The sequence below is a fragment of the Bradyrhizobium ontarionense genome (assembly GCF_021088345.1).
Lineage (GTDB): Bacteria > Pseudomonadota > Alphaproteobacteria > Rhizobiales > Xanthobacteraceae > Bradyrhizobium > Bradyrhizobium ontarionense.
Map to the genome: position 1 here is coordinate 5479820 of NZ_CP088156.1, position 24482 is coordinate 5504301.

A 24482-nucleotide genomic window follows, 5' to 3' on the forward strand; every position below is an offset into this window, starting at 1 on the left:
GCTGAAGCCGGCTGGAACGGGAATACATCTGCGTGATCCCGGTCACAAGCCGAACGGCTTGCAATCTGATAGGCAGAGCCAGCAGGTCTCCCAGGGCTATGGGGTAGGTACGATGTCTTGGTCAGTTCGATTGGGCGGTTACATCCTGGCGGCAGCGCTGCTGCTGGCCGGCCATCCGGCGCTCGCCGAGAAGCGGGTGGCGCTCGTCATCGGCAACTCCGCCTATCAGAACGTGCCGCCGCTCACGAACCCGGCCAATGACGGCGCGGTGATGACCGCAACCTTCAAGAATGCGGGCTTCGACGTCGTCGATTACCGCCGCGACCTCACCGCCCGGGAGACCCGGCGGGCGCTGCGCGATTTCGCCGACGCCGCGCGCGATGCCGACATCGCCGTGGTCTATTATGCCGGCCACGGCATGGAGGTCGAAGGGGCAAACTATTTGATCCCGATCGATGCCCGGCTCGAGCGCGATACCGATGTTTATGACGAGACGCTGTCGCTCGACCGCATCCTGGTGGCCGTCGAGCCCGCCAAGAAGCTGCGGCTGGTCATTCTCGACGCCTGCCGCGACAATCCGTTCACGCGGAACATGCAGCGGACGGTGGCGACCCGCAGCCTCGGCCGCGGCCTCGCCAAGGTCGAGCCGACCAGCCCCAACACGCTGGTGGCCTATTCTGCCAAGGCCGGCTCGACCGCGCAGGACGGCGACGGCAAGAACAGCCCGTTCACGCTGGCGCTGTCGCGTCACATCGCGACCCCCGGCCTCGACGTCCGCAAGGCGTTCGGCTTCGTGCGCGACGAGGTGTTAAAGGCGACCGGCAACCGCCAGGAGCCGTTCGTCTATGGTTCGCTCGGCGGTGAGGACATGCCGCTGGTGCCGGGCGTGCCCCGCGTCGTCACGCAGATGCCAGTCGCACCGGTTGCGAACCCGCAGGCAGACATGCGGCGCGATTACGAGCTCGCGATGCAGGTCGGCAACAAGGGCGCGCTCAACGCGTTCCTGGCTCAATACCCGGATGGTTTCTACGCGAGCCTCGCCAAGCTGCAGCTCGAAAAGCTGACCGCCGAGGACAATCGCAACGCGGCGGCGGAGAAGGCGCGCGTGACTGAGGCCGAGCGGGCCCGCCTCGTCGCCGAGGGCGCGCGCAAGGACACGCTCGTCAAGGCGGAGGCCGAAGCAAAAGCGGCCGAGCAGGCGCGCCTCGCGGCCGAGAAGGCCAATCAATTGGCGCAGCAGCAGGCGGCCGAGGCCGAGAAGAAGCGTGCCGAGCAGCAGGTCGCGGCCGTCGACAATCCGCGCGCGGCAACCTCGCCGAGCGCGCCGGCGGCCGCCCCGGATAAGGGACCGCAGGTGGCCTCGCTCAGCCCGGCGGCACAGCCGGCCGACCTCGCCAAGTCGGTGCAGCTGGAGCTGCGCCGCGTCGGCTGCCTGACCGAGGATGCCGACGGCGATTGGGGCTCGGCCTCGCGCCGGTCGCTGTCGCAATTCAACCGCTATGCCGGCACCAGGCTCGACACCCAGGCCGCGTCGGCGGATGCGCTGCAGGCGATCAAGCTCAAGCAGGCGCGGGTGTGCCCGCTGGTCTGCCAGCAAGGCTACAAGTCGGATGGCGACCGCTGCAGCCGCATCGTCTGTGCCGAGGGATCGTTCGTCAACGACGACAACGAGTGCGAGAAGCGGCGGGAGAAGAAGCCGGTTGCCAAGCGCGGGCAGGACGAGGAGGACGTGCCGTCGCGTCGTCGCGCCCGAGCCGAGCCCAGCCTGCCGCTGCCCAATCCTGGCGCGGGCGTTGGCGTCGGCGCGGGGATCGGTGTCGGCGGACTTGGGATTGGCGTCGGCGCGGCGCCGAGCTTTGCCAAGCCGCAGACCCAGGCCGCTCGGCCGGCCAAGTCGACCGGCCAGATCTACTGCGATGCCTATCTGTGCCGCGCGGTCAGGCCCGGCTGCCGTCTCGAATATCGCGGCGGTGGCGGCCCGGGCAACAACGCCAGCGTCGAGGTGTGCAACTAGAGCATGATCCGGAAAAGTGGAAACCGGTTTTCCGAAAAGATCATGCTCAAACAAGCAGATGAGGTCATGATGCGGTTTGGTGGAATCGCATCATGATCTCAATCAGGACGAGATCGCGCTCGCGGCGATGTTGACCATCAGGGCGACGAGCGCGGTGTTGTAGATGAACGAGATGATGCCGTGCACGGTCGCGGTGCGGCGGATGATCTTGTCGGTGATGCCGACGTCGGAGACCTGGGCGGTCATGCCGATGATGAAGGAGAAGTAGACGAAGTCCCAGTAGTCGGCGTGCTCGTCCTTGTCGCCGCTCGGAAACTGCAGCCCGCCCGGCTTGGCGCCCCGATAATAGTCATGGGCGTAGTGCAGGGCGAAGGTCGCGTGCACCGCGGCCCAGGACAGCGAGACGGTGAGCAGCGCCAGCGTCAGCGCCGGGGCGTCGCGTTTGGAGGCGCCGAGCTCGAGCACGATCGCGGCGATGCTGGCGAAGGCGCCGAGCGCGGTGACCAGCAGGATCACGAAGCGACCGTCATCCTGCATGATCGCCTTGCGGCGGATGTGCTGGTGCTCGCAACGCAGCATCATCACCGCGACCAGCACGAGGTAGATCGTGGTGAAGATGTCCCAGCCGAGCAGCAGCCGCGTGATCAGCCGCAGCGCCGACGGCAGCAGAAAGAAGGCGACGATCGCGATGCCCAGCGCGACGAAGGTGCGTGGGCGCGCATAGACAACGCGAAGCGGGGCCGGCAGCCGCGTGAAGCGGGCAAGGTCCGGATCGTCGGGATGGACTGCGGCCAACGCCTCGCCTCAGCTCTTGCGTTCGGCGACGAAGTGGGCGGCAGCGCGCAGCACGTCGCCCTTGGCGCCGAAGATCGACAGCGCGGCGTCGCCTCGGGCCAGGAGGTCGCGCACGCGCTGCTTGGCGCCCTCGATGCCGAGCTGGGTGACGAAGGTGGTCTTGCCGAGCTCGGCGTCGGCGCCGGCCGGCTTGCCGAGCGTGGCGGCGTCGCCCTCGACGTCGAGCAGGTCGTCGGCGATCTGGAAAGCCTCGCCGAGCGCGCGGCCGTAATCGTCCAGCGCCTGGTACTCGGCCGGCGCAGCCTGGCCGAGCAGGGCGCCGGCGATGCAGCCGAAGCGGAGCAGGGCGCCGGTCTTCATCTGCTGCACCCGGGCGACATCGACCGGGTCGCGGTCGCCGAACCGGCCCTCGCCGGCGAGGTCGAGGATCTGGCCGCCGGCCATGCCGCCGACACCGGCGCAGCGGGCCAGCGCCCGGGTCAGCGCCAGGCGCACACCGGCGTCGGGATGGATCTCGTCGCGGGTGATGATGTCGAAGGCGATGGTGAGCAGCGCATCGCCGGCGAGAATGGCGGTGGCGTCGTCATAGGCCTTGTGCAGGGTGGGGCGGCCGCGGCGCAGGTCGGAATTGTCCATCGCCGGCAGGTCGTCATGGATCAGCGAGTAGCAGTGGATGCATTCCAGCGCCGCGCCCGCCATCAGCGCGCCCTTGCGGGGCACGCCGAACACGGCGGCGCTCTCGACCACCAGGAAGGGGCGCAGCCGCTTGCCGCCGCCGAGGCTCGAATAGCGCATCGACTCGATCAGCCGCTTCGGCCGGGCGATCTCGTCGGCCATCGGCGCATCGCCGAGGAGCTCGCCGAGCAGGGCTTCGGTCTCTTCCGCGGTCTTGTCCAGGCGTTGGGTGAAGTCGGTGAGGGCCGTCGCAGTCATTTAAGAAGAGCTCCAGGGGGCGAAATTCGCCGGACAATCGTTGATGGCGGCGACTTCGTCAATTGCGGGGAAAGCGGCGGCTTTCGGCCGCAAGGACGGAAAAAAGCAGGAAAGCTCGCGGAGATGTCGGATAATCCGGGCGAATTGTCGGCCCCTGCGGTGGTCCAACCCGAGCGAAGCCTGCCCTTGCGTACCGTCAGAACCATCCTCCTGATCGTCCTGCTGGTGCTGCTCGTGCCGTATGTGCTGACGCCGTTCTATGCCATGGGTCATCCGGTCTCGACGCTCATGATGTGGCGGTCGCTGATCGGCCGGCCCGTCGAGCGGCACTGGATCGACCTCTCGGCGACGTCGCCCTATTTGCCACGCTCGGTGGTCGCGGCGGAGGACGCCAAATTCTGCAGCCATCATGGCATCGACTGGGGCGCGCTGCGCGAGGTGATGGACGATGCCGAGGATGGCGAGGTGACCCGCGGCGGCTCCACCATTACCCAGCAGGTCGCCAAGAACCTGTTCCTGTGGCCGGGCCGCAGCTTCGTCCGCAAGGCGCTGGAGCTGCCGCTGGCGCTGTGGATCGACGCGGTGCTCAGCAAGCGGCGGATCCTGGAGATCTATCTCAACATCGCCGAACTCGGCCCATCCGGGCAGTTCGGGGTCGAAGCCGGGGCGAATTACGCGTTCGGCCGCTCGGCCGCCGGCCTCGGTCCGCGCGAGGCGGCGCTGATGGCCTCGATCCTGCCGAACCCCGCCCGGCGCAGTGCCCGAAATCCGGGCCCCGGCGTCCGCCGGCTGTCCGCCACCTACATGGTGCGCGCGCAGGCATCGGGCCTGCAGACCTGCTGGGGCGAGCGACATTGAGGGCGATATTGACGATGGCAGGCACGATTTTTGGCCAAAATTGCCCCGGAGGGCCCTAGCCTTACCGCACCCCTTCCTCTATAAGCGCGGCCTTGATCGGCATCCCGGCTCGCCAGCTGCATGGCTGCAGCCGTCCTTTGCGGACGATGCCTTACAAAATACCCTAGAGGATACCGATATGGCCGTCCCCAGAAGAAAAACCTCGCCGTCGCGCCGCGGCATGCGCCGCTCGGCTGACGCCATCAAGAAGCCGACCTATGTCGAAGACAAGGACTCCGGCGAGCTGCGTCGTCCGCACCACCTGGACCTGAAGACCGGCATGTACAAGGGCCGCCAGGTCCTGAAGAAGAAAGACGCCTGATCGTCCGCAGGGCAGATTTGAAAAGGCCGCTTTCGAGGCGGCCCGAATTCGGCCATTGATGGGGTTGAGATCGGTCCCGTGCGATTTGATTCGCGGGGGCCGTTGCGCATGAGTTCGGCGTGATCCCTTCTCGCTGAAATATCTTCGGACCATTTGATCTCGCGCCGAGCAATCGCCAGCGCCATCCAAGGCTTTAGCCGATGTCCATGGTCGGTTTCCCGCTGCTGCTGATCCCGCTGGCGATCTACAACATGATCGTCTTTCTGATGCCCGGGGTGGCCTTCAGCGAGACGCTGCTGCGCCTTCAGCTTCCGTCCGGCGAGGTCTGGACGGTGTCGCTCGGCGACATGCTGCTGGCGCTCGGCGTGCTGCTGCTGCTGCTCGAGGTCATCAAGGCCGCGAAGCCGAACGGCAAATACCTGACCGACCACCTGCTCTCGCTGCTGGTGTTCGGCGGCGCCGCGGCCGAATTCGTGATGTGGCCGAAGTTCGGCAACTCGACCTTCCTGCTGCTGACGCTGCTGGCGATGGTGGATTTCTTCGGCGGCATTTCGCTTCGCACCAAGCGCCGCGCCCGCGCCGTCGTTGCGGCGCCTGCTGCCACGCTGGCACCGCCGCCTGCCGGAGAGACCCCCTCCGACCCCACGCCCGAGCCGATCGAGGAGCCGGCCAGGGCGGAGATGCTGGAGCCGGATGTTGCTGCCGCTCCCGCCGCCCCTCCTGTCGAAGAGCCTGCTGATGCCGTGCCGGCGGCGGCTTCGGTCGCCGAATCGGTGCTGCTCGATCGCTCCGGGCCACGGCCGTCCGCCGCGGCGTCAACCGCTGAGCCGACCGTCGCAGTTCCGGAGGTGCATTCTGCGCCCGTCCCGGGCCCGTCCTCGCCGGAGCTGCCAAAGACGTCGGAGCCGCTCAAGCCCTGAAGGGGCAGGGCGACCCGCTTGCTGCGCTTCAAATCACCTGCCGGGTCTTGCCACCGACATTCGCGACCGGCTGCAGCCGCGCCGCATAGGCTGACTGGGCAACGGCGGGCGCGGCACGCCTGATGGTGCGGGTCTGCGGCAGCTGGGCCGCGGTCGCGATCAGATGCGTGACGAAGCTGGCGTCGGGACGGGCCGCGCGAGCGAGCGGCGCGCGGCGGTCATAGCTCCCGCCGGTGTGTACCAGCACAACGGAACGGGAGGTCTCATCCGACTTGCGCGAGCCGTCGTCCTGATCGATCGTTAACATCGTCCCACCACACCCGGCGCGATTGTCACGTTATGGGACGCCCGGGCCTTTCGCAATTCGATCTCGCAAGGAAGATGCCGCCCGCGCGCGACTGTTCCTCCCTGGTCGAAACATGGTTGACGCGGCTCCGACGCTCGCCCGTCGCATCGGCATGCTCTCCGTTAACCAGAGATGCGTAGTCTGATTCGCGAAGTTCGCGGCCGCCGCTCGCGCGGGTAGGTGTCGGCCGTACCCAAATCGACGCCGGGTCGCACCGGCTTGTCCCGAAACGAGGCGATCTTGACATCCGATTTGCCGCAGACCTCGATGATCCTGGCGTCGCTGGGCCAAGCCGCCTTCGTATGGGATATCGCGAGCGACGTCATCGTCTGGAGCGATCACGTGGGCGCGGTGTTTCCGGACGTTCCGCTGCCGCAGCTCTGCAACGGGACGGAATTCGGCAAGCTGATCGAACCGGACCGCAAGGTCCGCTCCGAGGTGATGTGGCAGGCCGCGCCGCTGCACGGGGATGGTGGTACGCCCTACCGCATCGAATATGGCGTGCGGACCCACGCCGGTGCGCCGCTGATCTGGGTCGAGGAGACCGGATGCTGGTTCGCCGGTCCGGACGGGCGCCCGTCGCGTGCTCAAGGCATCCTGCGGATCAACAATGAGCGCCACGCCCGCGACGAGCAGCTGCTCGAGCTGTCGCGCCACGATCCGCTGACCGGCGAATTGAACCGCACGCATCTGCTGGCGACGCTCGCGGAGGTGATCGAGGAGTCGCAGCGCTTCCGCTTCTCCTGCGCCTTCATGCTGATCGGCATCGACCATCTCGCGCGTATCAACGACGCGTTCGGCTTCGACGTCGCCGATGGTGTCGTCCTGGAGATCGCGCAGCGTATCCGCGCCCGGCTGCGCGGCGCCGACACCCTCGGCCGGTTCTCGGGCAACAAGTTCGGGCTGATCCTGAAGAGCTGCACGATGGACGACATGACGGTCGCCGCGGAGCGTTTCCTCGCCGCCGTCCGCGACGATGTGGTGCCGACGAAGTCCGGCCCGGTCGCTGTCACCGCGACGATCGGCGCGGTCAGTATCCCGCGCCATGCGCGGTCGGTCGAGGAGGCGATCAATCGCGCCCACGAAACGCTGGAGGCCGCCAAGCGGCGCCGTATCGGATCGTTCTCGACGTGGCGGCCGAACGTCGAGCGTGATGCGCAGCGCAAGGTCAACATCCGGGTCACCGACGAGATCGTCACCGCGCTCAACGAGCGGCGCATCGTTACGGCGTTCGAGCCGGTCGTCCATGCGCAGACGCGTGAGCCTGCCTTCTATGAATGCCTGGTGCGGATGCAGCAGGACGACGGTCGCGCCATCCTGGCGCCGGACATCGTGCCGGTCGCCGAGCGTCTGGGTCTGATCCGTCTGGTCGATCACCGCATTCTTGAGCTCGTCGTCGCCGAACTCGCGAGCGCGCCGGGAGTGACCCTAAGCCTCAACATCTCCCCGGAGACCACGATGGATCCGGATTGGTGGGCTTCGATCGAGTCCATGATGCGCGCGCATTCCGGCGTCGCCGAACGTCTGATCGTCGAGATCACCGAGACGGTGGAGATCCAGGACATCGATGATCTCCGCGGCTTCGTGACGCGGCTGAAGGATCTGGGCAGCCGGATCGCGATCGACGATTTCGGCGCCGGGCACACCTCGTTCCGCAACCTGCGCAAGCTCGGCGTCGATATCGTCAAGATCGACGGCGCTTTCGTCCAGAAGCTCGCGCGTTCGGCGGACGATCGCGCCTTTGTGCAGACCCTGGTCGAGCTGGCGCGGCGGCTGCAGATCAAGACGGTCGCGGAGTGGGTCCAGGACGAGGAATCCGTCGCGCTGCTGCGCGACTGGGGGTGCGATTACATCCAGGGACGGCTGATCGGCCTGGCTTCGATCGATCGGCCGTGGGCCGAAATCGGCGAGACCGCATTGCCGGCGGCGGGCTGATCGCCCGCCAGCTTAGAACGGCAAAGCGCGACGGCTCGTGCGCTGCACAAGCGCCCCGCGCTGCGCGGGTCTCAGCCTTGCTCGTCCTTCTTGGGCTCGGACATGCGGTCGAGCCGCTCCTGCATGTCCTTCATCTGACGGCGCAGGTCGTCGATGTTGTCGTCCGGTACGGCCGGCTCCGGCGCCTTGTCGTCGGGGCGCGTCGGCGAGAACGGCTTGAACATCGAGAAGGTCTGCTGGAACAGCTCCATGTTGCGGCGCACGTGCTCTTCGAGCGGCGCGAACGGCGTCCCGCTGAAGGTGTCGGTCATCTGCTTGCGGAACTTTTCCTGCTCCCGGGTCAGCGTGTCGATCGACTGCTCCAGGTATTTCGGAACCACCATTTGCATGCTGTCGCCATAGAAGCGGATCAGCTGGCGGAGGAAGGTGGTGGGCAGCAGGTTCTGGCCGGCCTTGTTCTCCTGCTCGAAGATGATCTGCGCCAGCACGGATCGAGTGATGTCGTCGCCAGTCTTGGCGTCGTAAACCAGGAAATCCTCGCCGTTCTTAACCATCGAGGCCAAGTCTTCGAGGGTCACGTATGTACTCGTCCCGGTATTGTAGAGCCGCCGGTTCGCGTATTTCTTGATTGTCGTGGGTTGGTCAGATTTCGCCATGGAGCTCACACATGCAAACCGAGAACAGGGAACCCAACGGCGTTGCCGCGGGGCGAAGACCTACGCAATGCAATAACGTAATCACTTTCGAGCGAGTTCGGCTACGGTTTTGTGCGGAACGGTTAATCCGGCAGCAGAAATCTTGCTCATGAAACGGCCAAGCGCCTCATTTTGAATGCGCTGCAGCAGCAATTGCTGATGCCGCCAATTGACATGTCGCAACGACGTTAACAGGATGACGGGCGAAGGTTGCGCACTCGCCAATCCGGGGCTTGCGGACGGCCGGCACAACCGTGAACTGAATTATTCGCTTTCGCATCAAATACCTCCAAGCTCTCAAGCCCTCGCTTTCACGCCCAAGATCAAGAACCTCAGGAGATGCCCATGTCAGACGATGTCGTCATCGTCAGCGCCGCTCGCACCCCGGTTGGAAGCTTCAACGGTGCCTTTGCCAGTGTTCCGGCTCACGAGCTCGGCGCTATCGCCATCAAGACTGCGTTGGAACGTGCCGGCGTCGAGCCGGGCCGCGTCTCCGAGGTCATCATGGGGCAAATCCTGACCGCAGCGCAGGGCCAGAACCCGGCGCGCCAGGCCTCGATCGCGGCTGGCATTCCGGTGGAAAGCCCTGCTTGGGGCATCAACCAGTTGTGCGGCTCGGGTCTGCGCTCCGTGGCTCTCGGCTATCAAGCGCTCGTCAACGGCGACTCCGACATCGTGGTCGCCGGCGGTCAGGAATCGATGAGCATGGCCGCGCACGCGCAATATCTGCGTGCCGGCGTCAAGATGGGCTCGCTCGACCTGGTCGATACGATGATCAAGGACGGCCTGTGGGATGCCTTCAACGGCTATCACATGGGCAACACGGCCGAGAACGTTGCGAAGCAATATCAGATCACGCGTGCGCAGCAGGACGAGTTCGCGGTTGCGTCGCAGAACAAGGCCGAAGCGGCCCAGAAGGCCGGCAGGTTCAAGGACGAGATCGTCCCCGTCACGATCAAGAGCCGCAAGGGCGACGTCGTCGTTGACACCGACGAATATCCCCGCCACGGCGCCACGATCGATGCGATGGCCAAGCTGCGTGCCGCCTTCGAGAAGGACGGCACGGTCACGGCCGGCAACGCGTCGGGCATCAACGACGGTGCCGCAGCGGTCGTGCTGATGACCGCAAAGCAGGCGGCCAAGGAAGGCAGGATGCCGCTTGCGCGGATCGTCTCCTGGGGCCAGGCCGGCGTCGATCCCAAGGTCATGGGTACCGGACCGATCCCGGCCTCGCGCACGGCCCTGAAGAAGGCCGGCTGGAATATTGCCGACCTCGACCTCATCGAGGCCAACGAGGCGTTTGCGGCACAGGCCTGTGCCGTCAACAAGGATCTCGGCTGGGATCCCGCCAAGGTCAACGTGAACGGCGGCGCGATCGCGATCGGCCATCCGATCGGCGCATCTGGTGCGCGCGTGCTTGTCACTCTGCTGCATGAGATGCAGAAGCGTGACGCCAAGAAGGGCCTTGCGACGCTGTGCATCGGCGGCGGCATGGGCATCGCACTGTGCGTCGCACGCGACTAAAAACTCGGCAGTGATTGCGAACCGTTCAGCCTTCGCAATCGTATCGGCCTCAACTAAAGATCAACGCCCGGCGATTTCGCCGGGCGTTTTGTTCTTGATGTCCGTCAAACACGTCGCATAATCGACCACTAAAAAAATGGAGTTGAACGAACATGGACGTCTCGGCGGCAAGGTGATTGTCGTGCGGACGACCATGATCCAATAACAACGGAATGCACGGCAGCATCCAGAGGTTGTCGTGCGATCAGTCATCGAGGGAAGGATTCGACATGGCACGTGTGGCGTTGGTGACGGGGGGAACGCGCGGTATCGGAGCGGCGATCAGCAAGGCGCTGAAGGCCGCGGGATACAAGGTCGCAGCGAATTACGGCGGCAACGATGCCGCTGCGGAGAAGTTCAAGGGCGAGACCGACATCCCCGTCTACAAATGGGACGTCAGCTCGTTCGAGGCCTGCGCGGAGGGGATCAAGAAGGTCGAAGCCGATCTCGGCCCGGTCGACGTGCTGGTCAACAACGCGGGCATCACCCGCGACACCGCGTTCCACAAGATGTCGCTCGAACAATGGAGCGCCGTCATCAACACCAATCTCGGCTCGCTGTTCAACATGACGCGTCCAGTCATCGAGGGCATGCGCGCGCGCAAGTTCGGTCGCATCGTCAACATCTCCTCGATCAACGGGCAGAAGGGCCAGTTCGGTCAGGTCAACTACTCCGCCGCGAAGGCGGGCGACATTGGCTTCACCAAGGCGTTGGCGCTCGAGACTGCCAAGGCCGGCATCACCGTCAACGTGATCTGCCCCGGCTACATCAACACGGAAATGGTGCAGGCCGTACCGAAGGACGTCCTCGAGAAGTCCATCCTCCCGCTGATTCCGGTCGGCCGCCTCGGCGAGCCGGAAGAGATCGCGCGCGCCGTCGTGTTCCTCGCGGCCGACGAGGCCGGCGCGATCACCGGCTCGACCCTCTCGGTCAACGGCGGTCAGTACATGGTGTGATCCACCCCGGCGGCGTTGCCTCCGGACGCCATCTCCGGCAAAAGACACGTGATGCCCGCGCTCGTCGCGGGCATCCACGTCTTTGAGGCTGCTCGACACGAGCACAGGCGTGGACGGCCGCCACGAAGCGGCTGTGACGGAGCCCACTGCCTGATGTCCCAGCGCACCGCGACCCTGATCGGACTCACGGCGATCCTGATGTGGTCGCTGCTCGCCGTGATGACGGTCGCGACCGGCACCATCCCGGCCTTCCAGCTTGCGGCCATGACCTTTGCTATCGGTGGCGCGGTGGGTCTTCTGACCTGGATCGGCCGGCCAGAGGCGCTGAAAGCCCTACGGCAGCCGGCGCGGGCCTGGGCCGTCGGAGTCGGCGGTCTGTTCGGTTACCACGCGCTGTACTTCCTGGCGCTGCGCTTTGCGCCGCCTGCGGAAGCCGGACTGTTGAACTACCTCTGGCCGCTGCTCATCGTGCTGTTTTCTGCCTTCCTGCCCAATGAGCGGCTGGCGATCCATCACGTGGTCGGGGCCGCGCTCGGGCTTGCCGGCACCGTGCTGCTGTTTGTCGGCAACGGCGCAAGCTTCGACGCGAGCCAACTGCCGGGGCTCGCTGCAGCGTTCGTCGCGGCCTTCGTGTGGGCGATCTACTCGGTGCTGTCACGCCGCCTGAAAGCGGTGCCGACGGATGCGGTCGCCGGCTTCTGTCTCGCGACCTCGTTGCTCGCCAGCCTGGTCCACGCCGCAGTCGAGGTGACGGTGTGGCCGGACAGCACGACCCAATGGCTTGCCATCATCGGGCTGGGCATCGGTCCCGTCGGCGCCGCCTTCTATGCCTGGGATATCGGCATGAAGCGCGGCGACATTCGCGTGCTCGGGGCGGCGTCGTACGCGACGCCATTGCTGTCGACGGCGTTCCTGATCCTCGCAGGCTTTGCCAGTCCGAGCGCCAACATCGCGCTCGCGGCGCTCCTGATCGCGGGCGGCGGCCTGGTCGCGGCCAAGGACATGTTTCGGCTGCGTCGCCGCTGACTGCGCCTGCACCCGGCAAACTCCGCCCGGTACCAACCCTGGTTCCGGCGGTTATCCTTGATGCCGATTTAATCCGGAGCACGGAAGGCCCGCTTACCGGTAGTTTACAACCGCCGATCCGAATTCGGCGCTATCTGCACCTAACCCGGCCTTTACCCGTCGTGCGCGAGACTTTTCGCCGAATGGTAGTGACAACGGGGCGGCGATGCCGGACGTGAGACGTTACATGGCCCGCGCGGGGGAGTTGTTTCGCGTTCCCGCTGACAGTCCCGAGCTGACGCGCGCGCAGTTCCAGGCGTTCTCCAAACAGGTGCCGCTGCTTTATTTCATTCTCATCACCAACAGCCTGGCGCTCGCCTTCACGTTCCTGCCGCTGGCGCCGACTTGGCTGACGATTTCGGTGCCGGCGCTGCTGTCGACGATTACCGGCGTTCGCATGCTGTGGTGGTTACGACAGGGCGAGTCCGCCAACAGTGACGCCGAGGTGCTTCACAACCTGCGTGTCACGAATCGAATCGCCGGACCGATCGGAGCGCTGTTCGTCGTCTGGTCGTTCGCGCTGTTTCCCTATGGCGATCCGTTCGCCAAGGGGCAGGTCGCATTCTACATGGCGGTCACCGTCATCGGCATCATCTTCTGTCTGATGCATCTGCGCTCGGCCGCGCTGATCGTGACCCTGGTGGTCATCGTGCCCTATGTGATCTTCTTCCTGGCGACCGGTGTCCACGCCTTGCGGGCGATCGCGGTCAATCAGCTGCTGGTGTCCGGGGCCATGGTCACGGTGCTGTTCATCTACTATCGCGATTTTGCCGCGCTGGTCGCCAGCCGGAAATCTCTGCTGGCCGAGCAGGCCGCGACCCAGGCGCTTTCGGATGAGAACTTCCGGCTCGCCAATCTGGATTCGCTGACCGATCTTCCCAACCGGCGCCGCTTCTTCTCGGAGCTCACGCATGCGTTCACCGAGGCCGGGCGGGATGGGACGAGGCTCGCCGTCGGCATCATCGATCTCGACGGCTTCAAGCCGATCAACGACACCTATGGGCACAGTGTTGGTGATCGCGTGCTGATCGAGGCGGCGCGCCGGATCAGGGAAGTCTGCGAGAGCGTTGGCGGCCAGGTGCATCTTGCGCGGCTCGGCGGCGACGAGTTCGGGCTGCTCGTCGTCGGCAACCCGTCAGACGACGATCTTCTCGCGCTTGGGCGGCAGATTACCGAGCGCATCAAGCTCCCTTACGAACTCGACACCGCGCATACCGGTCTGTCGTGCTCGACGGGGTTCGCGCTCTACCCGCGCTCCGCCACTGCCGCGGAAGCGCTCTATGAATGCGCTGACTATGCGCTCTACCACGCCAAGCGCCGCGCGCGCGGTCAGGCCATCATCTTCTCGAGCGAGCTCGAGGCGGAGATCCGCAGCCGAAGCGTGATCGAGCATCTGTTGCACGCGGCGGATTTCGAGTCCGAGATGGACTTGGTGTTCCAGCCGATCATGGACGCCGTGAATGCCCGCACCACCGGTTTCGAGGTGCTGGCACGCTGGCGCAGCCCCAAGCTGGGCCTGGTGTCGCCGGCCATCTTCATCCCGGCGGCCGAGCGCATCGGTGTCATCCGCAGCCTCACCCGCGTCTTGCTGGTCAAGGCGCTGGCGGTCTCGCGGACCTGGCCGGAGGACATCCGGATGTCGTTCAATCTATCCGCGCACGACATTTGCTCTCCCGACGGCATCCTGCCGCTGATCGCGGTCATCAACGCCAGCGGCGTGCCACCCCGCCGCATCGAATTCGAGATCACGGAAACCGCCGTGACGTTCGACTTCGTCCGCGCCGAGCAATCGATCGCCGCGCTGAAGGCGCTAGGTTGCGGCATCTCGCTGGACGATTTCGGCACCGGCTATTCGTCGCTCAGCCACGTCCATCGGTTGCCGCTCGACAAGCTCAAGGTCGACCGCAGCTTCGTGAGCGACGTCAACGCCAATCCGATCAGCCACAAGATCATCAAGTCGCTGACCGGCCTGTGCGCAGACATGGAGATCGCCTGTGTCGTCGAGGGTGTCGAGACCAAGGAGCAGCTCGACTGCCTGCGGCGTCTGGGCGCCGACTACATCCAGGGCTATTACTTCGCTCAGCCGATGCCTGCCGATGCGATAGCCGGATTCCTGGCCAAGGAACATCAGCGCTTCGCCGAAGCGTCCGGCGCCAAGGTGGCCGCCGCGAGCGCGTAGGCCTATGGCGTGACGCGTTTCAGCTGTAGCGAGCGGTCCAGTCGCGATCTCGGTTCATCCATTCCCGGTTGGGGGAATGTCGAGTTCGCCTGCGGCTGCCTATCAACCTAACGGTCGCGCATTGGTTCAAATCGGCGGCTCCCATCCGCGGGGCGCGAGCTCGAACCCCGCAAATGTGAACCCCGGTGCGACCGTGCAGCCGACCAGGGTCCAGTCGCCGGTGCTCTCGGCCGACTGCCAGGCATGCGCCGGCACGACTGCCTGCGGCTGCTGGCCCGACGCGAGGTCGATGCCCAGCATGGTCGTTTGCGCCGGCTGTTGCTCGCCTGCGATCCGCAAGGTCAGAGGCGCTCCGGCATGGAAGTGCCAGATCTCGACCGCGTCAACTTTGTGCCAGTGCGACCGCTCGCCGCGGGCGAGCAGGAAATAGATCAGCGTCGATGCGGCTCTTCCGTTCGCGTCGGTGGCCGGATCGCGAAACGTCTCGCGAAAATGTCCGCCCTCCGGGTGCGGCTGCAAACCGAGACGCGCGATGATGTCTGCGGCCGAGAGTGCGGTCATCGTCGTTTTCAGCCTTACGATTTGTTCTTGCGCTCGCGCAATTCGCCGAACACCTGCTCGGCGCTGGCGCCCTTCATGCGCAGCCGGACCGCAACGGCAGGATCGTCGGCGCGCAGGAACACGTTGGCCTTCTTCTCATCGCCGAGCAGACAGGGGATGGTCGGCAGATTGGCGGCACGGAGCCGGGTCACCTCGTCGGCGCGCGCCTTGAGCGCTTCGTTGTCCGGATCGACGGTGAGGGCGAACTTGACGTTCGAAGCGGTATATTCGTGGCCGCAATAGAGCTGGAAATCGTCCGGCAGCGCCCGCAGCTTCAGAAGCGAATCCCACATCATTGGATAGGTGCCCTCGAATACGCGGCCGCAACCGATCGAGAACAGCGTATCGGCCGCGAACACGGCCTTGTCGGCATCGAGCACGTAAGAGACGTGGTCGAGCGTATGACCCGGAGTTTCGAGCACGCGCGCGAGCAGTTCGCCGATCTTGACCACGTCGCCATGCGCCACGCGCAGATCGACGTCGGCAATCGCTGACGTCCTGTCATGGGGCGCCACGACCCGGCAGCCATATCGTTCTTTCAGTTCGGCGACGCCGCCGACATGGTCGTGATGATGATGCGTGATCAGGATGTCGGTCAGTCTCCAGCCCGCAGCCTCGAGCTGTCGGACGATCGGACCGGCTTCGGGTGCGTCGATGGAGGCGGTGGCGCCCGTCGCGGGGTCATGAACGAGATAACCGAAATTGTCGGACAGGCAGGTGAAGACGCGGATGTCGGCGGCCATGATGTCTCCGTCGGCTGTACCGGGCGAGGCACGATCGTGCGGTTCGCGATGTCGGAATGTCGTGAGAGACGGGAGCCTGGCGCGGCGCTGCGGGCGGTCTCCTGCATCTCCGGCGGCCAGAGATATGGCGTTAACGCTGCAGGCGCAACGCAATATTCGGCGCGCGGCAGCTCGCGCCCGCATGGTACATTGACGTCATGGACGTGATCGATCTGCGCAACTTCTATTCGGGTCGCCTGGGGATCGTCGCGCGGCTGCTGATCAACCGCGGCATCCGCGCACGCTGGCCGCGCGCGACCGGGCAGCGCGTGCTCGGGATCGGCTATCCCACACCCTATCTCGGCTTGTTTCGTGAGGATTCGGAGCGCTGCATCGCCTTCATGCCGGCCGCGCAGGGGGTGCTGAAATGGCCGACGGCGCGGCCGACGCTGGCCTCGCTGGTGGACGAATTCTCGCTGCCGCTGCCGGATTCGGCGGTCGACCGGATCCTGATCGTCCATGCCCTCGAGATGTCCGACGATCCGGCCGGACTGCTGCGGGAAGTCTGGCGGGTGCTGGCGCCGGCGGGACGCGTGATCATCGTGATTCCGAACCGCCGCGGCGTTTGGACGCGGACCGACAATACACCGTTCGGTCACGGCCGGCCCTATTCGCGCTCGCAGATTACGCAATTGCTGCGGCAGACTTGGTTCACGCCGACCGCCTGGGGCGAGGCGCTGTTCATGCCGCCGGTCGGCGGCTGGTTTCTGAAATCGGCGATGGCTTGGGAGCGGGTCGGCGCGGCGCTGTCGTTGCCGTTCGCAGGCGTTCACATCGTCGAGGCCACCAAGCAGGTCTACCGCGTGATCCCCGCGCGCCGCGAGCGCATCAGGCTGATCCCGCGGCTGGAACCGGTGCTGGCGCCGTCTCCGTCCAGCACGGGGGCCAGTCGGGCACCGCACGAGGGATGAGGCGGGCCTCTGATTCGCTCGAAGAAAAAGCGGGCGAGCTCGACGCCCACCCGCTTCGCCTTCAAACCATGAGGTCAGCTATTCGCCGGGATTGAGGTCCTCGCTGGGTGCCGGCGCGGCCGCGGCTTCCGAACGTGGACCATTCGGGCGCCGGCGGCGGCGCGGATAGCGTTCGCCACCGCCCTCGAACGCAGCTGGCACACTGGCGATCTGCGGCTGCGGACCCGTGATGAAGGACGGCAGACGATCGACGCCGCTATCCGCGATCACAGGCTGCGGTTGCGGTTGCGGCTGATATTGGGGCTGCGGACGCTCGCGATGCTCACGTGGTTCACGCGGCTCGCGCTGCTCACGGGGCTCCCGCTGCTCACGGGGCTCCCGATGCTCACGGGGCTCGCGCTGCTCACGGGGCTCACGATGCTCGCGGGGCTCACGTGGCTGCTGATCGCGCTGAAACGGCTGATTGTCGCCACGCTCACGCTGCCCACCACCTTCGCGGTCGCGCATGAAAGGCTGAGGCTGAGGCGGCTGCTGGGCGGGGACGAAGCCAGGCTCCTGGCCGAAATTCGAGAAGCTTTCGCCGTCGTCCTCGAGGTCGTCGACCGTGAGATCGTCGGTGTTGCGCGGCTGCGGCTGGTTCTGGCGGAACTGCTCCTGGGCGGCGGCAATCAGGCGAAAATAGTGCTCGGCGTGCTGGTAGTAGTTCTCGGCGGCAACGGGGTCGCCCGAGGAGCGCGCGTCGCGGGCGAGTTGGACATATTTCTCGGCCACATGAGAGGCGGTGCCGCGGATCTTGATGTCCGGTCCGTTGGACTCGAACACCCTGGTCAGCGGGTTCTGGCCGCGCCGGTTATTATTATTATTGTTATTGCCGCCGCTATTCCGGTTGCGCATCCGCTTGTTGTTCTGACCGTTTCTCATGTCCTGCCTTTATTCCAACCCTGCGTTAGGAGCACTGATTGTCATCGGAATACCGATACCGTATTGAAATACCTCCGCCTGGACCGGGCGTCTCGCGCGCGGTCCAAACGTTGCAATCCGACCCATGCCGATGTGATCGACAGCCGATTCTCTCGACAAAAGCGCGTTCAACACGCGTTCCCCACCCACCAGCCCATCAAGGCCGGCGAACCACGTCATTCAGCCGGCCACGGCGACGTGCGCGCCACGACAGACCCAGTTTGCTTTAGCGTAAGACCTCAAGTGCAAAGTCAGGCTTTCGTTCGCTTTGCAGTCGCGGGCAGCGCAGCCATCCGGCTCTCGCGCTCAACAGATCTGCGTTCTGGAACCAATCGCCCGGCGCGGCTCTCTGGCATCTGTCCGTGGCGGTCTTCCGTGAATACCGCTCAGCGGGGCCTGCACCGATGCTGTACGCGGAACGTAGTCGCTCCCGGACGATATTCCAAGACCTTTTTCTGTCTCTGCCAGCCTTTACTGGACCTTTTTTAGGGCCAGGACGGCCCTCGGGATTCCGGCAAGATCGGCGCTTATCGCCGACGAATCGGTCGCCAGCCCGGCCTGTGTCATCAGCATTGCGACGTCACCGCTTTGGCCGAGCCCCACCTCCACGATCAGCGCGCCGCCGGGCCGAAGCAGGCTCGCTGCCTGCGGGATCAGTGCGCGGTAGGCGTCGAGACCGTCACGGCCACCGTCCAGGGCGCGGAGTGGGTCATGGACGCGCACGTCGATCGCGAGACTATCAATCTCCGTCGACGCGATGTAGGGCGGGTTGGACACGATTAGGTCGAACGACGCCGACAGCGCGGTCGCATAGGAGCAGGCGACGAAGCTCGCACGATCGCCAAGCCCGAGGGCGCGCGCATTCTCTCCCGCCGTCCGGAGCGCAGCGATGCTGACGTCGGTGCCGACGCCGAACGCCCGCGGCAATTCCGACAGAAGCGCGAGAAGGATTGCGCCGGAGCCGGTGCCGAGATCGGCGATCCGCAGGGGCCGCTTCAGGTCGCCGCCGACCGCCAGATGATCCAGCGCCAGCGCGACCACGGTCTCGGTGTCGGGGCGCGGCACCAGCGTGTCCGCCGACAGCCGCAGCGGCAGGCCCCAGAACTCTTTCAGGCCGAGAATGCGTGCGACCGGCTCACCCGCGAGCCGGCGCTCGGCCAGCGTCTCCAGATGCTGCGCTTCTTCAGGAGAGAGCGCGCGGCTGCCATGCGTGACGAGACCGGTCAGATCGAGCTGGAGCGCGTGGCCGACCAGCAGCCGTGCATCGAGCTCGGGCGAGTCAAGGGCCGCGGCGGCGAAGCGCGCCGCGAGCGCGCGGCGGGCTGAGTCGATGGTTGCCCCGGCGATGACCTCGCTCATCGCCAACGCCCCATCCACGCGTCATCTCCGCGAAAGCGGGGATCCTTACGCCGCGACGTCGCGACGAGGGCGGTCGGAGTTGCCGTCTGAGAATACCACGAACGGCTGTGGTTATGGGTCCCGGCGTTTGCCGGGACGAGATTGCCCACGTTGAGGCAGTGTCGCATCGCAGCGCACACTGCGTGCGCCTTGCTCACGCCGCCGCGCCTTGGGCGGCGAGCTGGGCCGCCTGATGTTCGGTCGTCAACGCGTCGATCAGCTCGCCCAGCGCCTCGCCGGCAATCACCTGCGGCAGTTTGTAGAGGGTGAGATTGATGCGGTGGTCGGTGACGCGCCCTTGCGGGAAATTGTAGGTGCGGATGCGCTCCGAGCGGTCGCCGGAGCCGACCTTCTCCTTGCGCTCGGCCGAGCGTGCGGCGTCCAGCTTCTGCTGCTCGGCGTCGTAGATGCGCGAGCGCAGGATGTTCATGGCCGAGGCGCGGTTCTTATGCTGTGAGCGGCTGTCCTGCATCATCACGACGATGCCGGTCGGGATGTGGGTGATGCGGATCGCCGATTCGGTCTTGTTGACGTGCTGGCCGCCGGCGCCTTGCGCGCGCATCGTCTCGATGCGCAGGTCGTCGTCCTTGATGTCGACGTCGACGTCCTCGACCTCGGGCAGCACGGCGACGGTCGCGGCCGACGTATGGATGCGCCCCTGCGTCTCGGTATCGGGCACCCGCTGCACACGATGCACGCCGGATTCGAATTTGAGCTTGGCGAAGGCGCCGCGGCCCTGCACCTCGGCGATGATCTCCTTGTAGCCGCCCACGGTACCCTCGGAGGCCGAGATCACCTCGACCTTCCAGCCCTGCAGGGCGGCGAAGCGCTCGTACATGCGGAACAGGTCGCCCGCGAACAAAGAGGCCTCGTCGCCGCCGGTGCCGGCGCGGATTTCGAGCACGACGTTGCGATCGTCCATCGCATCCTTGGGCAGCAGCGCGACGCGAATCTGCTGCTCCAGCCCCGCGCGGCGCTCGATCAGCGTGTCGCGCTCGGCCTCCGCCATGCTGCGCATCTCGGCATCGCTGGCTGCGTCGGCGATCAGCGCCTCGGTGTCGGCAAGCTCCTTCACGCCGGCGCGATAGGCCTTGACGGCCTCGATCAGCGGATTGAGCTCGGCGAGCTCGCGGGTGATCTGCACGTAGCGGTCGGAATTGACCTGGCCGAGCAGCTCCGCCTCCAGCGAGGCGTGGTGCGCGAGCAGAACATCCAGTTTGGCTTCGGGAAGCGACGACATTCTTGCAATCTGATCTAATGGCGAACGGTAGGGACGGGAGAGGCGTGACGCAGCCGGCCCGCTACAGCGCGAGGCCTTCGCTCTCGGCGAATTCGGTCAGCTTCTGCCGCATCGAGAAACTGCCGGCCGGCGCGGCCAGCCATTCAGCCATCTTCGTCTCTGCCTTTGCGGCGTCGAGCTCGAGGATCATGGCCTTCACCGGGCCATGCGCCGTGGCCGACAGCGACAGCGAGCGGTAGCCGAGCGCGATCAGGGCCAGTGCGCCGATCGGCTTCGAGGCCATCTCGCCGCACAGTGACACCGATTTCTTGGCCGCCTTGGCCTTGCTCACGATGTCGCGCAGCGCGCGCATGATGGGCGATGACAACGTATCGAAGCGCTCGGACACTTTGGCGTTGCCGCGATCGACCGCGAACAGGAACTGGAACAGGTCGTTTGATCCGACCGAGATGAAGTCGACCTTCGAAAGCAGCTCGTCGAGCTGATAGAGCAGCGCGGGGACTTCCAGCATGGTGCCGACGTCGACCCGCGCCGGCAGCGTGTGGCCGTGCTGGCGCAAGTAGGTCAGCTCGCGCTCGACGATGGCCTTCGCGGTGTCGAACTCGGCGACTTCCGAGATCATCGGGAACATGATGCGCAGCGAGCGGCCGCCGCCGGCGCGCAACAGCGCCCGGATCTGGCCGCGCAGCAGACCCGGACGGTCGAGGCCGAGCCGGATCGCGCGCCAGCCCAGCGCCGGGTTCTCCTCGATCACGGTCTCCATGTAGGGCAGGGCCTTGTCGCCGCCGATGTCGAGCGTGCGGAAGGTGACGGGCCTGTTGCCGGCGGCGTCGAGCACGGTGCGATACAGCGCGAGCTGGTCGCTCGAGCGTGGCAGGCTCGCCGAGACCATGAACTGCAGCTCGGTGCGGAACAGGCCGATGCCGGCGCTGCCGGTGTCCTCGATATGCGGCAGGTCGATCACCAGACCGGCATTGATCATCAGCTCGATCGGCTGGCCGTCCTTGGTGACGCAGGCCTTGTTGCGCAACTCGCCATATTGCGCCTGGCGGCGGGCGCGGAAGCGGACCCGCTCGGCATAGGCGGATTCGATCTCCGTCGACGGTCGCACATAGATCGAGCCCGAGGTGCCGTCGACGATGATGGCGTCGCCGGGATCGGCGATGCCCGGCGCGTTCGGCACCTCACCGACCGCGGGGATGCCGAGCGCGCGCGCCACGATCGCCACGTGCGAGTTGGCCGTGCCTTCCTCGAGCACGAGCCCGCGCAGCCGCTTGCGGTCATAGTCGAGCAGCGCCGCCGGACCCATCGCGCGCGCGATCAGGATCGCATTGTCGGGCATGTGCTCACGGCTCGGCGCGTGGTCCTGGCCGACCAGCTGGCGCAGCAGCCGGTAGCCGAGATCCTCGAGGTCATGCAGCCGCTCGCGCAAATAGGGGTCGGTCGAGCGCAGCATGCGGGCGCGGGTGTCGGACTGCACGCGCTCGACGGCGGCCTCCGCAGTGAGGCCCGTCGCCACCGCCTCGTGCAGCTTGTGCGACCAGCCCTGGTCGTTGGCGAACATGCGGTAGGCTTCGAGCACGTCGCGGTGTTCGCCGCCGTCGGCGACGTCGCCGCGCTCCAGCATGCGGTCGAGGTCGGCGCGCAGCTTGACCAGCGCGGCGTCGAGCCGCTTGATTTCCTTCGGCAGGTCCTCGGCGATGTAGTTGTTGATGACAACGCGCGGCTCATGGAGCACGACGTGGCCGAGCGCGATGCCGTCGGACAGTACCGTCCCGGTCTTGTGGATCGAGTGCCGCGCGGCCGGCTCGGCGCCTGGCTGGGCCAGCGCCGCGAGCTCGCCGGAGGCGATCATCTCGGCGAGGACCATCGCCGTGGTCTGCAGCGCCTCGACCTCTTCCTCGACATAGGTGCGCTTGGCGCGGTTCTGCACCACCAGCACGCCGAGCGTGTTGCCGGCGCGCAGGATCGGCACGCCGAGGAAGGAGTGGTAGATCTCTTCACCCGTTTCAGGGCGATACGAGAAGGCAGGGTGGCTTTGCGCGTCGCTCAGGTTGAGCGGGGTCGCCTCGCTGGCGACGAGACCGACGAGGCCCTCATGCGCGCTCAGCACGGTCATGTGCACGGCGTCGCGGTTCAGACCTTCGGTGGCGTAGAGCTCAAGCGTGTTGTCGACGCGCAGCACATAGACCGAGCAGACCTCTGCGACCATGTTGGCCGCGATCAGCACCACGATCTTGTCGAGCCGCTCCTGTGCCGAGACCTGCTCCGCCATGGTCTCGCGAAGCCGTCTGAGCAGGACGCGGGGGCCTCCCGACGTGCTTCGCATGTGGCACAATCCCCCTTCCTGGGCCAGCCCGGCGACAGCCGAGATCTGGCGCTAACCTCGCGACATCGAACAGCTTTCTTGATTCGGCACTATCGCACGCACAGAGTGCCGGTCCGAATCAGAACAACCATCACTGGAGCACAGTTCGCGGCAGCCATCCTGCGAGGCGTATAGCGAATTGAGGCTTGTTTTGCCAAGCAAAACGCCTGCCACCGATGGCGGCGTCAACGGCTTTCGATGCCTCCGGACCACTTTCCGCTGTCACATAATGGGACATGTGTGGCCGAGGAGAAGGATTTTCTAGGCCTGGTCCAGCCCGTAGAGCGTATGCAGCGTGCGGACCGCAAGCTCCGTATAGGCGGCGTCGATCAGGACAGAGAACTTGATCTCCGACGTTGTGATCGCGCGAATGTTGATGTTGCGCGCGGCCAGCGCAGCGAAGCCCTGGGCGGCCACCCCGGCATGGCTGCGCATGCCGGAGCCGATGACCGAGACCTTGGCAACATCGGTCGCGGTATCCAAGCGCTGGTAGCCGATCTTGTCCTTGGCAGCGGCGATCGTCTCGCGCGCCCGATTGTAGTCGGTGGCCGGCACGGTGAAGGTGAGATCGGTGGTCTTGCCGTCCTCGGAGACGTTCTGGACGATCATGTCGACGTTGATGTTGGCATCCGCCAGCGGTCCGAAGATCGAGGCAGCGATCCCCGGTTTGTCCTCGATCTGGCGCACCGAGATCTGGGCCTCGTCCTTGGAGAAGGCGATACCGGTCACGACGTGATTTTCCATGATTTGTTCCTCGCTGCAGATCAGCGTCCCCGGCGGCTGGTTGGCGTACGGGTCGATATCCTCGGGCTTGTCGAAGCTGGAGCGGACGAAGATCGGCATGTTGTGCACCATGCCCAGTTCCACCGACCGGACCTGCAGCACCTTGGCGCCCTGCGAGGCCAGCTCCAGCATGTCCTCGAACGCGATCTTGTCGAGGCGCGTGGCCTTCGGCACGACGCGCGGATCGGTCGTGTAGACACCGTCGACGTCGGTATAGATATCGCAGCGGTCGGCCTTGATGGCGGCCGCGATCGCCACCGCCGAGGTGTCGGAGCCGCCGCGGCCGAGCGTGGTGATTCGATTCGTGGCGGGGTTGATGCCCTGGAAGCCGGCGATGACGGCGACCTCCTTGCGCTCCTGGAAGCGATGGATCAGCTCGGCGCCGTCGATCTCGACGATTCGCGCCGAAGCATGCGCGTCGCTGGTCTTGATAGGTATCTGCCAGCCCTGCCAGGACCGCGCCTGGATTCCCATGCTCTGCAACACGATCGCAAGCAGGCCGGACGTGACCTGCTCGCCCGAAGCCACCACGGCGTCATATTCCCGCGCATCATGCATCGGCGACGCTTCGGTGCACCAGGCGACGAGCTCGTTGGTCTTGCCGGACATCGCGGAGACGACCACGGCGACCTCGTGACCGGCATCGACCTCGCGCTTTACGTGGCGGGCGACATTGCGGATGCGATCGATGTTGGCGACGGATGTGCCGCCGAATTTCAGCACGAGGCGACCCATGACGACGCGCTCATTCCCATCAGGAGGATAAGTTGACCGGCATGCGCAAAACCGGAGGCGCGCCCGCCGAAACGCGCGTATACAT

Annotated in this window: 21 protein-coding genes; 10 read left to right on the top strand and 11 right to left on the bottom strand. The window is 65.8% G+C overall.

Annotated elements, in window-relative coordinates; genetic code table 11:
* Positions 1-112: 112 nt before the first annotated feature.
* Complete coding sequence (locus LQG66_RS24255; RefSeq protein ID WP_231318183.1) at positions 113-2014, top strand: caspase family protein; 1902 nt, start codon at positions 113-115, stop codon at positions 2012-2014.
* A gap of 102 nt (positions 2015-2116) precedes the next feature.
* On the opposite strand, the gene LQG66_RS24260 is transcribed toward LQG66_RS24255, so the two are convergent.
* Positions 2117-2809 carry a DUF1345 domain-containing protein gene (locus tag LQG66_RS24260; protein WP_231318184.1) on the bottom strand — a complete coding sequence of 231 codons (693 nt, stop codon included), beginning with the start codon at positions 2807-2809 and terminating at the stop codon, positions 2117-2119.
* 9 nt (positions 2810-2818) lie between these two features.
* Positions 2819-3742 carry a polyprenyl synthetase family protein gene (locus LQG66_RS24265; protein ID WP_231318185.1) on the bottom strand — a complete coding sequence of 308 codons (924 nt, stop codon included), beginning with the start codon at positions 3740-3742 and terminating at the stop codon, positions 2819-2821.
* Positions 3743-3928: 186 nt separating this feature from the next.
* Here LQG66_RS24265 and LQG66_RS24270 point away from each other — a divergent pair, with 186 nt between their 5' ends.
* From LQG66_RS24270 to LQG66_RS24280, 3 genes are all read left to right on the top strand, one after another.
* Complete coding sequence (locus tag LQG66_RS24270) at positions 3929-4600, top strand: biosynthetic peptidoglycan transglycosylase (protein WP_231327915.1); 672 nt, start codon at positions 3929-3931, stop codon at positions 4598-4600.
* Positions 4601-4778: 178 nt separating this feature from the next.
* On the top strand, positions 4779-4961 hold the full coding sequence (gene rpmF / locus LQG66_RS24275) for a 50S ribosomal protein L32 (protein ID WP_006610266.1): 183 nt from the start codon (positions 4779-4781) through the stop codon (positions 4959-4961).
* A 200-nt stretch (positions 4962-5161) separates the two neighbouring features.
* Positions 5162-5881: a hypothetical protein gene (locus tag LQG66_RS24280; protein ID WP_231318186.1), complete on the top strand. Its 720-nt coding sequence runs from the start codon at positions 5162-5164 to the stop codon at positions 5879-5881.
* A 28-nt stretch (positions 5882-5909) separates the two neighbouring features.
* Here LQG66_RS24280 and LQG66_RS24285 read toward each other — a convergent pair whose 3' ends face one another.
* Positions 5910-6188, bottom strand: coding sequence for a hypothetical protein (locus LQG66_RS24285; protein ID WP_231318187.1), 279 nt, complete (start codon positions 6186-6188; stop codon positions 5910-5912).
* A gap of 306 nt (positions 6189-6494) precedes the next feature.
* Here LQG66_RS24285 and LQG66_RS24290 point away from each other — a divergent pair, with 306 nt between their 5' ends.
* Positions 6495-8162 carry a bifunctional diguanylate cyclase/phosphodiesterase gene (locus LQG66_RS24290; RefSeq protein ID WP_231327916.1) on the top strand — a complete coding sequence of 556 codons (1668 nt, stop codon included), beginning with the start codon at positions 6495-6497 and terminating at the stop codon, positions 8160-8162.
* Positions 8163-8233: 71 nt separating this feature from the next.
* Here the strand turns inward: LQG66_RS24290 and phaR are convergent, their stop codons facing one another.
* Positions 8234-8818 (bottom strand): polyhydroxyalkanoate synthesis repressor PhaR, encoded by a 585-nt coding sequence (phaR, locus tag LQG66_RS24295; protein WP_231318188.1) that lies wholly within the window; start codon positions 8816-8818, stop codon positions 8234-8236.
* Positions 8819-9202: 384 nt separating this feature from the next.
* Here phaR and LQG66_RS24300 point away from each other — a divergent pair, with 384 nt between their 5' ends.
* From LQG66_RS24300 to LQG66_RS24315, 4 genes are all read left to right on the top strand, one after another.
* Positions 9203-10381, top strand: a complete 1179-nt coding sequence (locus LQG66_RS24300) for an acetyl-CoA C-acetyltransferase (protein WP_231318189.1) — start codon at positions 9203-9205, stop codon at positions 10379-10381.
* Positions 10382-10650: 269 nt separating this feature from the next.
* Positions 10651-11376: a beta-ketoacyl-ACP reductase gene (gene phbB, locus LQG66_RS24305; RefSeq protein WP_231318190.1), complete on the top strand. Its 726-nt coding sequence runs from the start codon at positions 10651-10653 to the stop codon at positions 11374-11376.
* A 153-nt stretch (positions 11377-11529) separates the two neighbouring features.
* Complete coding sequence (gene yddG / locus LQG66_RS24310; RefSeq protein ID WP_231318191.1) at positions 11530-12402, top strand: aromatic amino acid exporter YddG; 873 nt, start codon at positions 11530-11532, stop codon at positions 12400-12402.
* A 205-nt stretch (positions 12403-12607) separates the two neighbouring features.
* Complete coding sequence (locus LQG66_RS24315; RefSeq protein ID WP_231318192.1) at positions 12608-14620, top strand: putative bifunctional diguanylate cyclase/phosphodiesterase; 2013 nt, start codon at positions 12608-12610, stop codon at positions 14618-14620.
* 126 nt (positions 14621-14746) lie between these two features.
* On the opposite strand, the gene LQG66_RS24320 is transcribed toward LQG66_RS24315, so the two are convergent.
* Positions 14747-15181, bottom strand: a complete 435-nt coding sequence (locus tag LQG66_RS24320) for a cupin domain-containing protein (protein ID WP_231318193.1) — start codon at positions 15179-15181, stop codon at positions 14747-14749.
* 14 nt (positions 15182-15195) lie between these two features.
* Entirely contained in the window at positions 15196-15963 is a 768-nt protein-coding gene (gloB, locus tag LQG66_RS24325; RefSeq protein WP_231318194.1) for a hydroxyacylglutathione hydrolase, read from the bottom strand.
* A gap of 197 nt (positions 15964-16160) precedes the next feature.
* Here gloB and LQG66_RS24330 point away from each other — a divergent pair, with 197 nt between their 5' ends.
* Positions 16161-16913: a class I SAM-dependent methyltransferase gene (locus LQG66_RS24330; RefSeq protein ID WP_231318195.1), complete on the top strand. Its 753-nt coding sequence runs from the start codon at positions 16161-16163 to the stop codon at positions 16911-16913.
* A gap of 78 nt (positions 16914-16991) precedes the next feature.
* On the opposite strand, the gene LQG66_RS24335 is transcribed toward LQG66_RS24330, so the two are convergent.
* From LQG66_RS24335 to LQG66_RS24355, 5 genes are all read right to left on the bottom strand, one after another.
* Positions 16992-17834, bottom strand: coding sequence for a DUF4167 domain-containing protein (locus LQG66_RS24335; RefSeq protein WP_231318196.1), 843 nt, complete (start codon positions 17832-17834; stop codon positions 16992-16994).
* A 510-nt stretch (positions 17835-18344) separates the two neighbouring features.
* Complete coding sequence (prmC, locus tag LQG66_RS24340; protein WP_231327917.1) at positions 18345-19232, bottom strand: peptide chain release factor N(5)-glutamine methyltransferase; 888 nt, start codon at positions 19230-19232, stop codon at positions 18345-18347.
* A 193-nt stretch (positions 19233-19425) separates the two neighbouring features.
* Complete coding sequence (gene prfA / locus LQG66_RS24345) at positions 19426-20511, bottom strand: peptide chain release factor 1 (protein ID WP_231318197.1); 1086 nt, start codon at positions 20509-20511, stop codon at positions 19426-19428.
* 61 nt (positions 20512-20572) lie between these two features.
* Complete coding sequence (gene ptsP, locus LQG66_RS24350) at positions 20573-22840, bottom strand: phosphoenolpyruvate--protein phosphotransferase (RefSeq protein ID WP_231318198.1); 2268 nt, start codon at positions 22838-22840, stop codon at positions 20573-20575.
* Positions 22841-23140: 300 nt separating this feature from the next.
* On the bottom strand, positions 23141-24397 hold the full coding sequence (locus LQG66_RS24355; protein ID WP_231318199.1) for an aspartate kinase: 1257 nt from the start codon (positions 24395-24397) through the stop codon (positions 23141-23143).
* Positions 24398-24482: the final 85 nt, after the last annotated feature.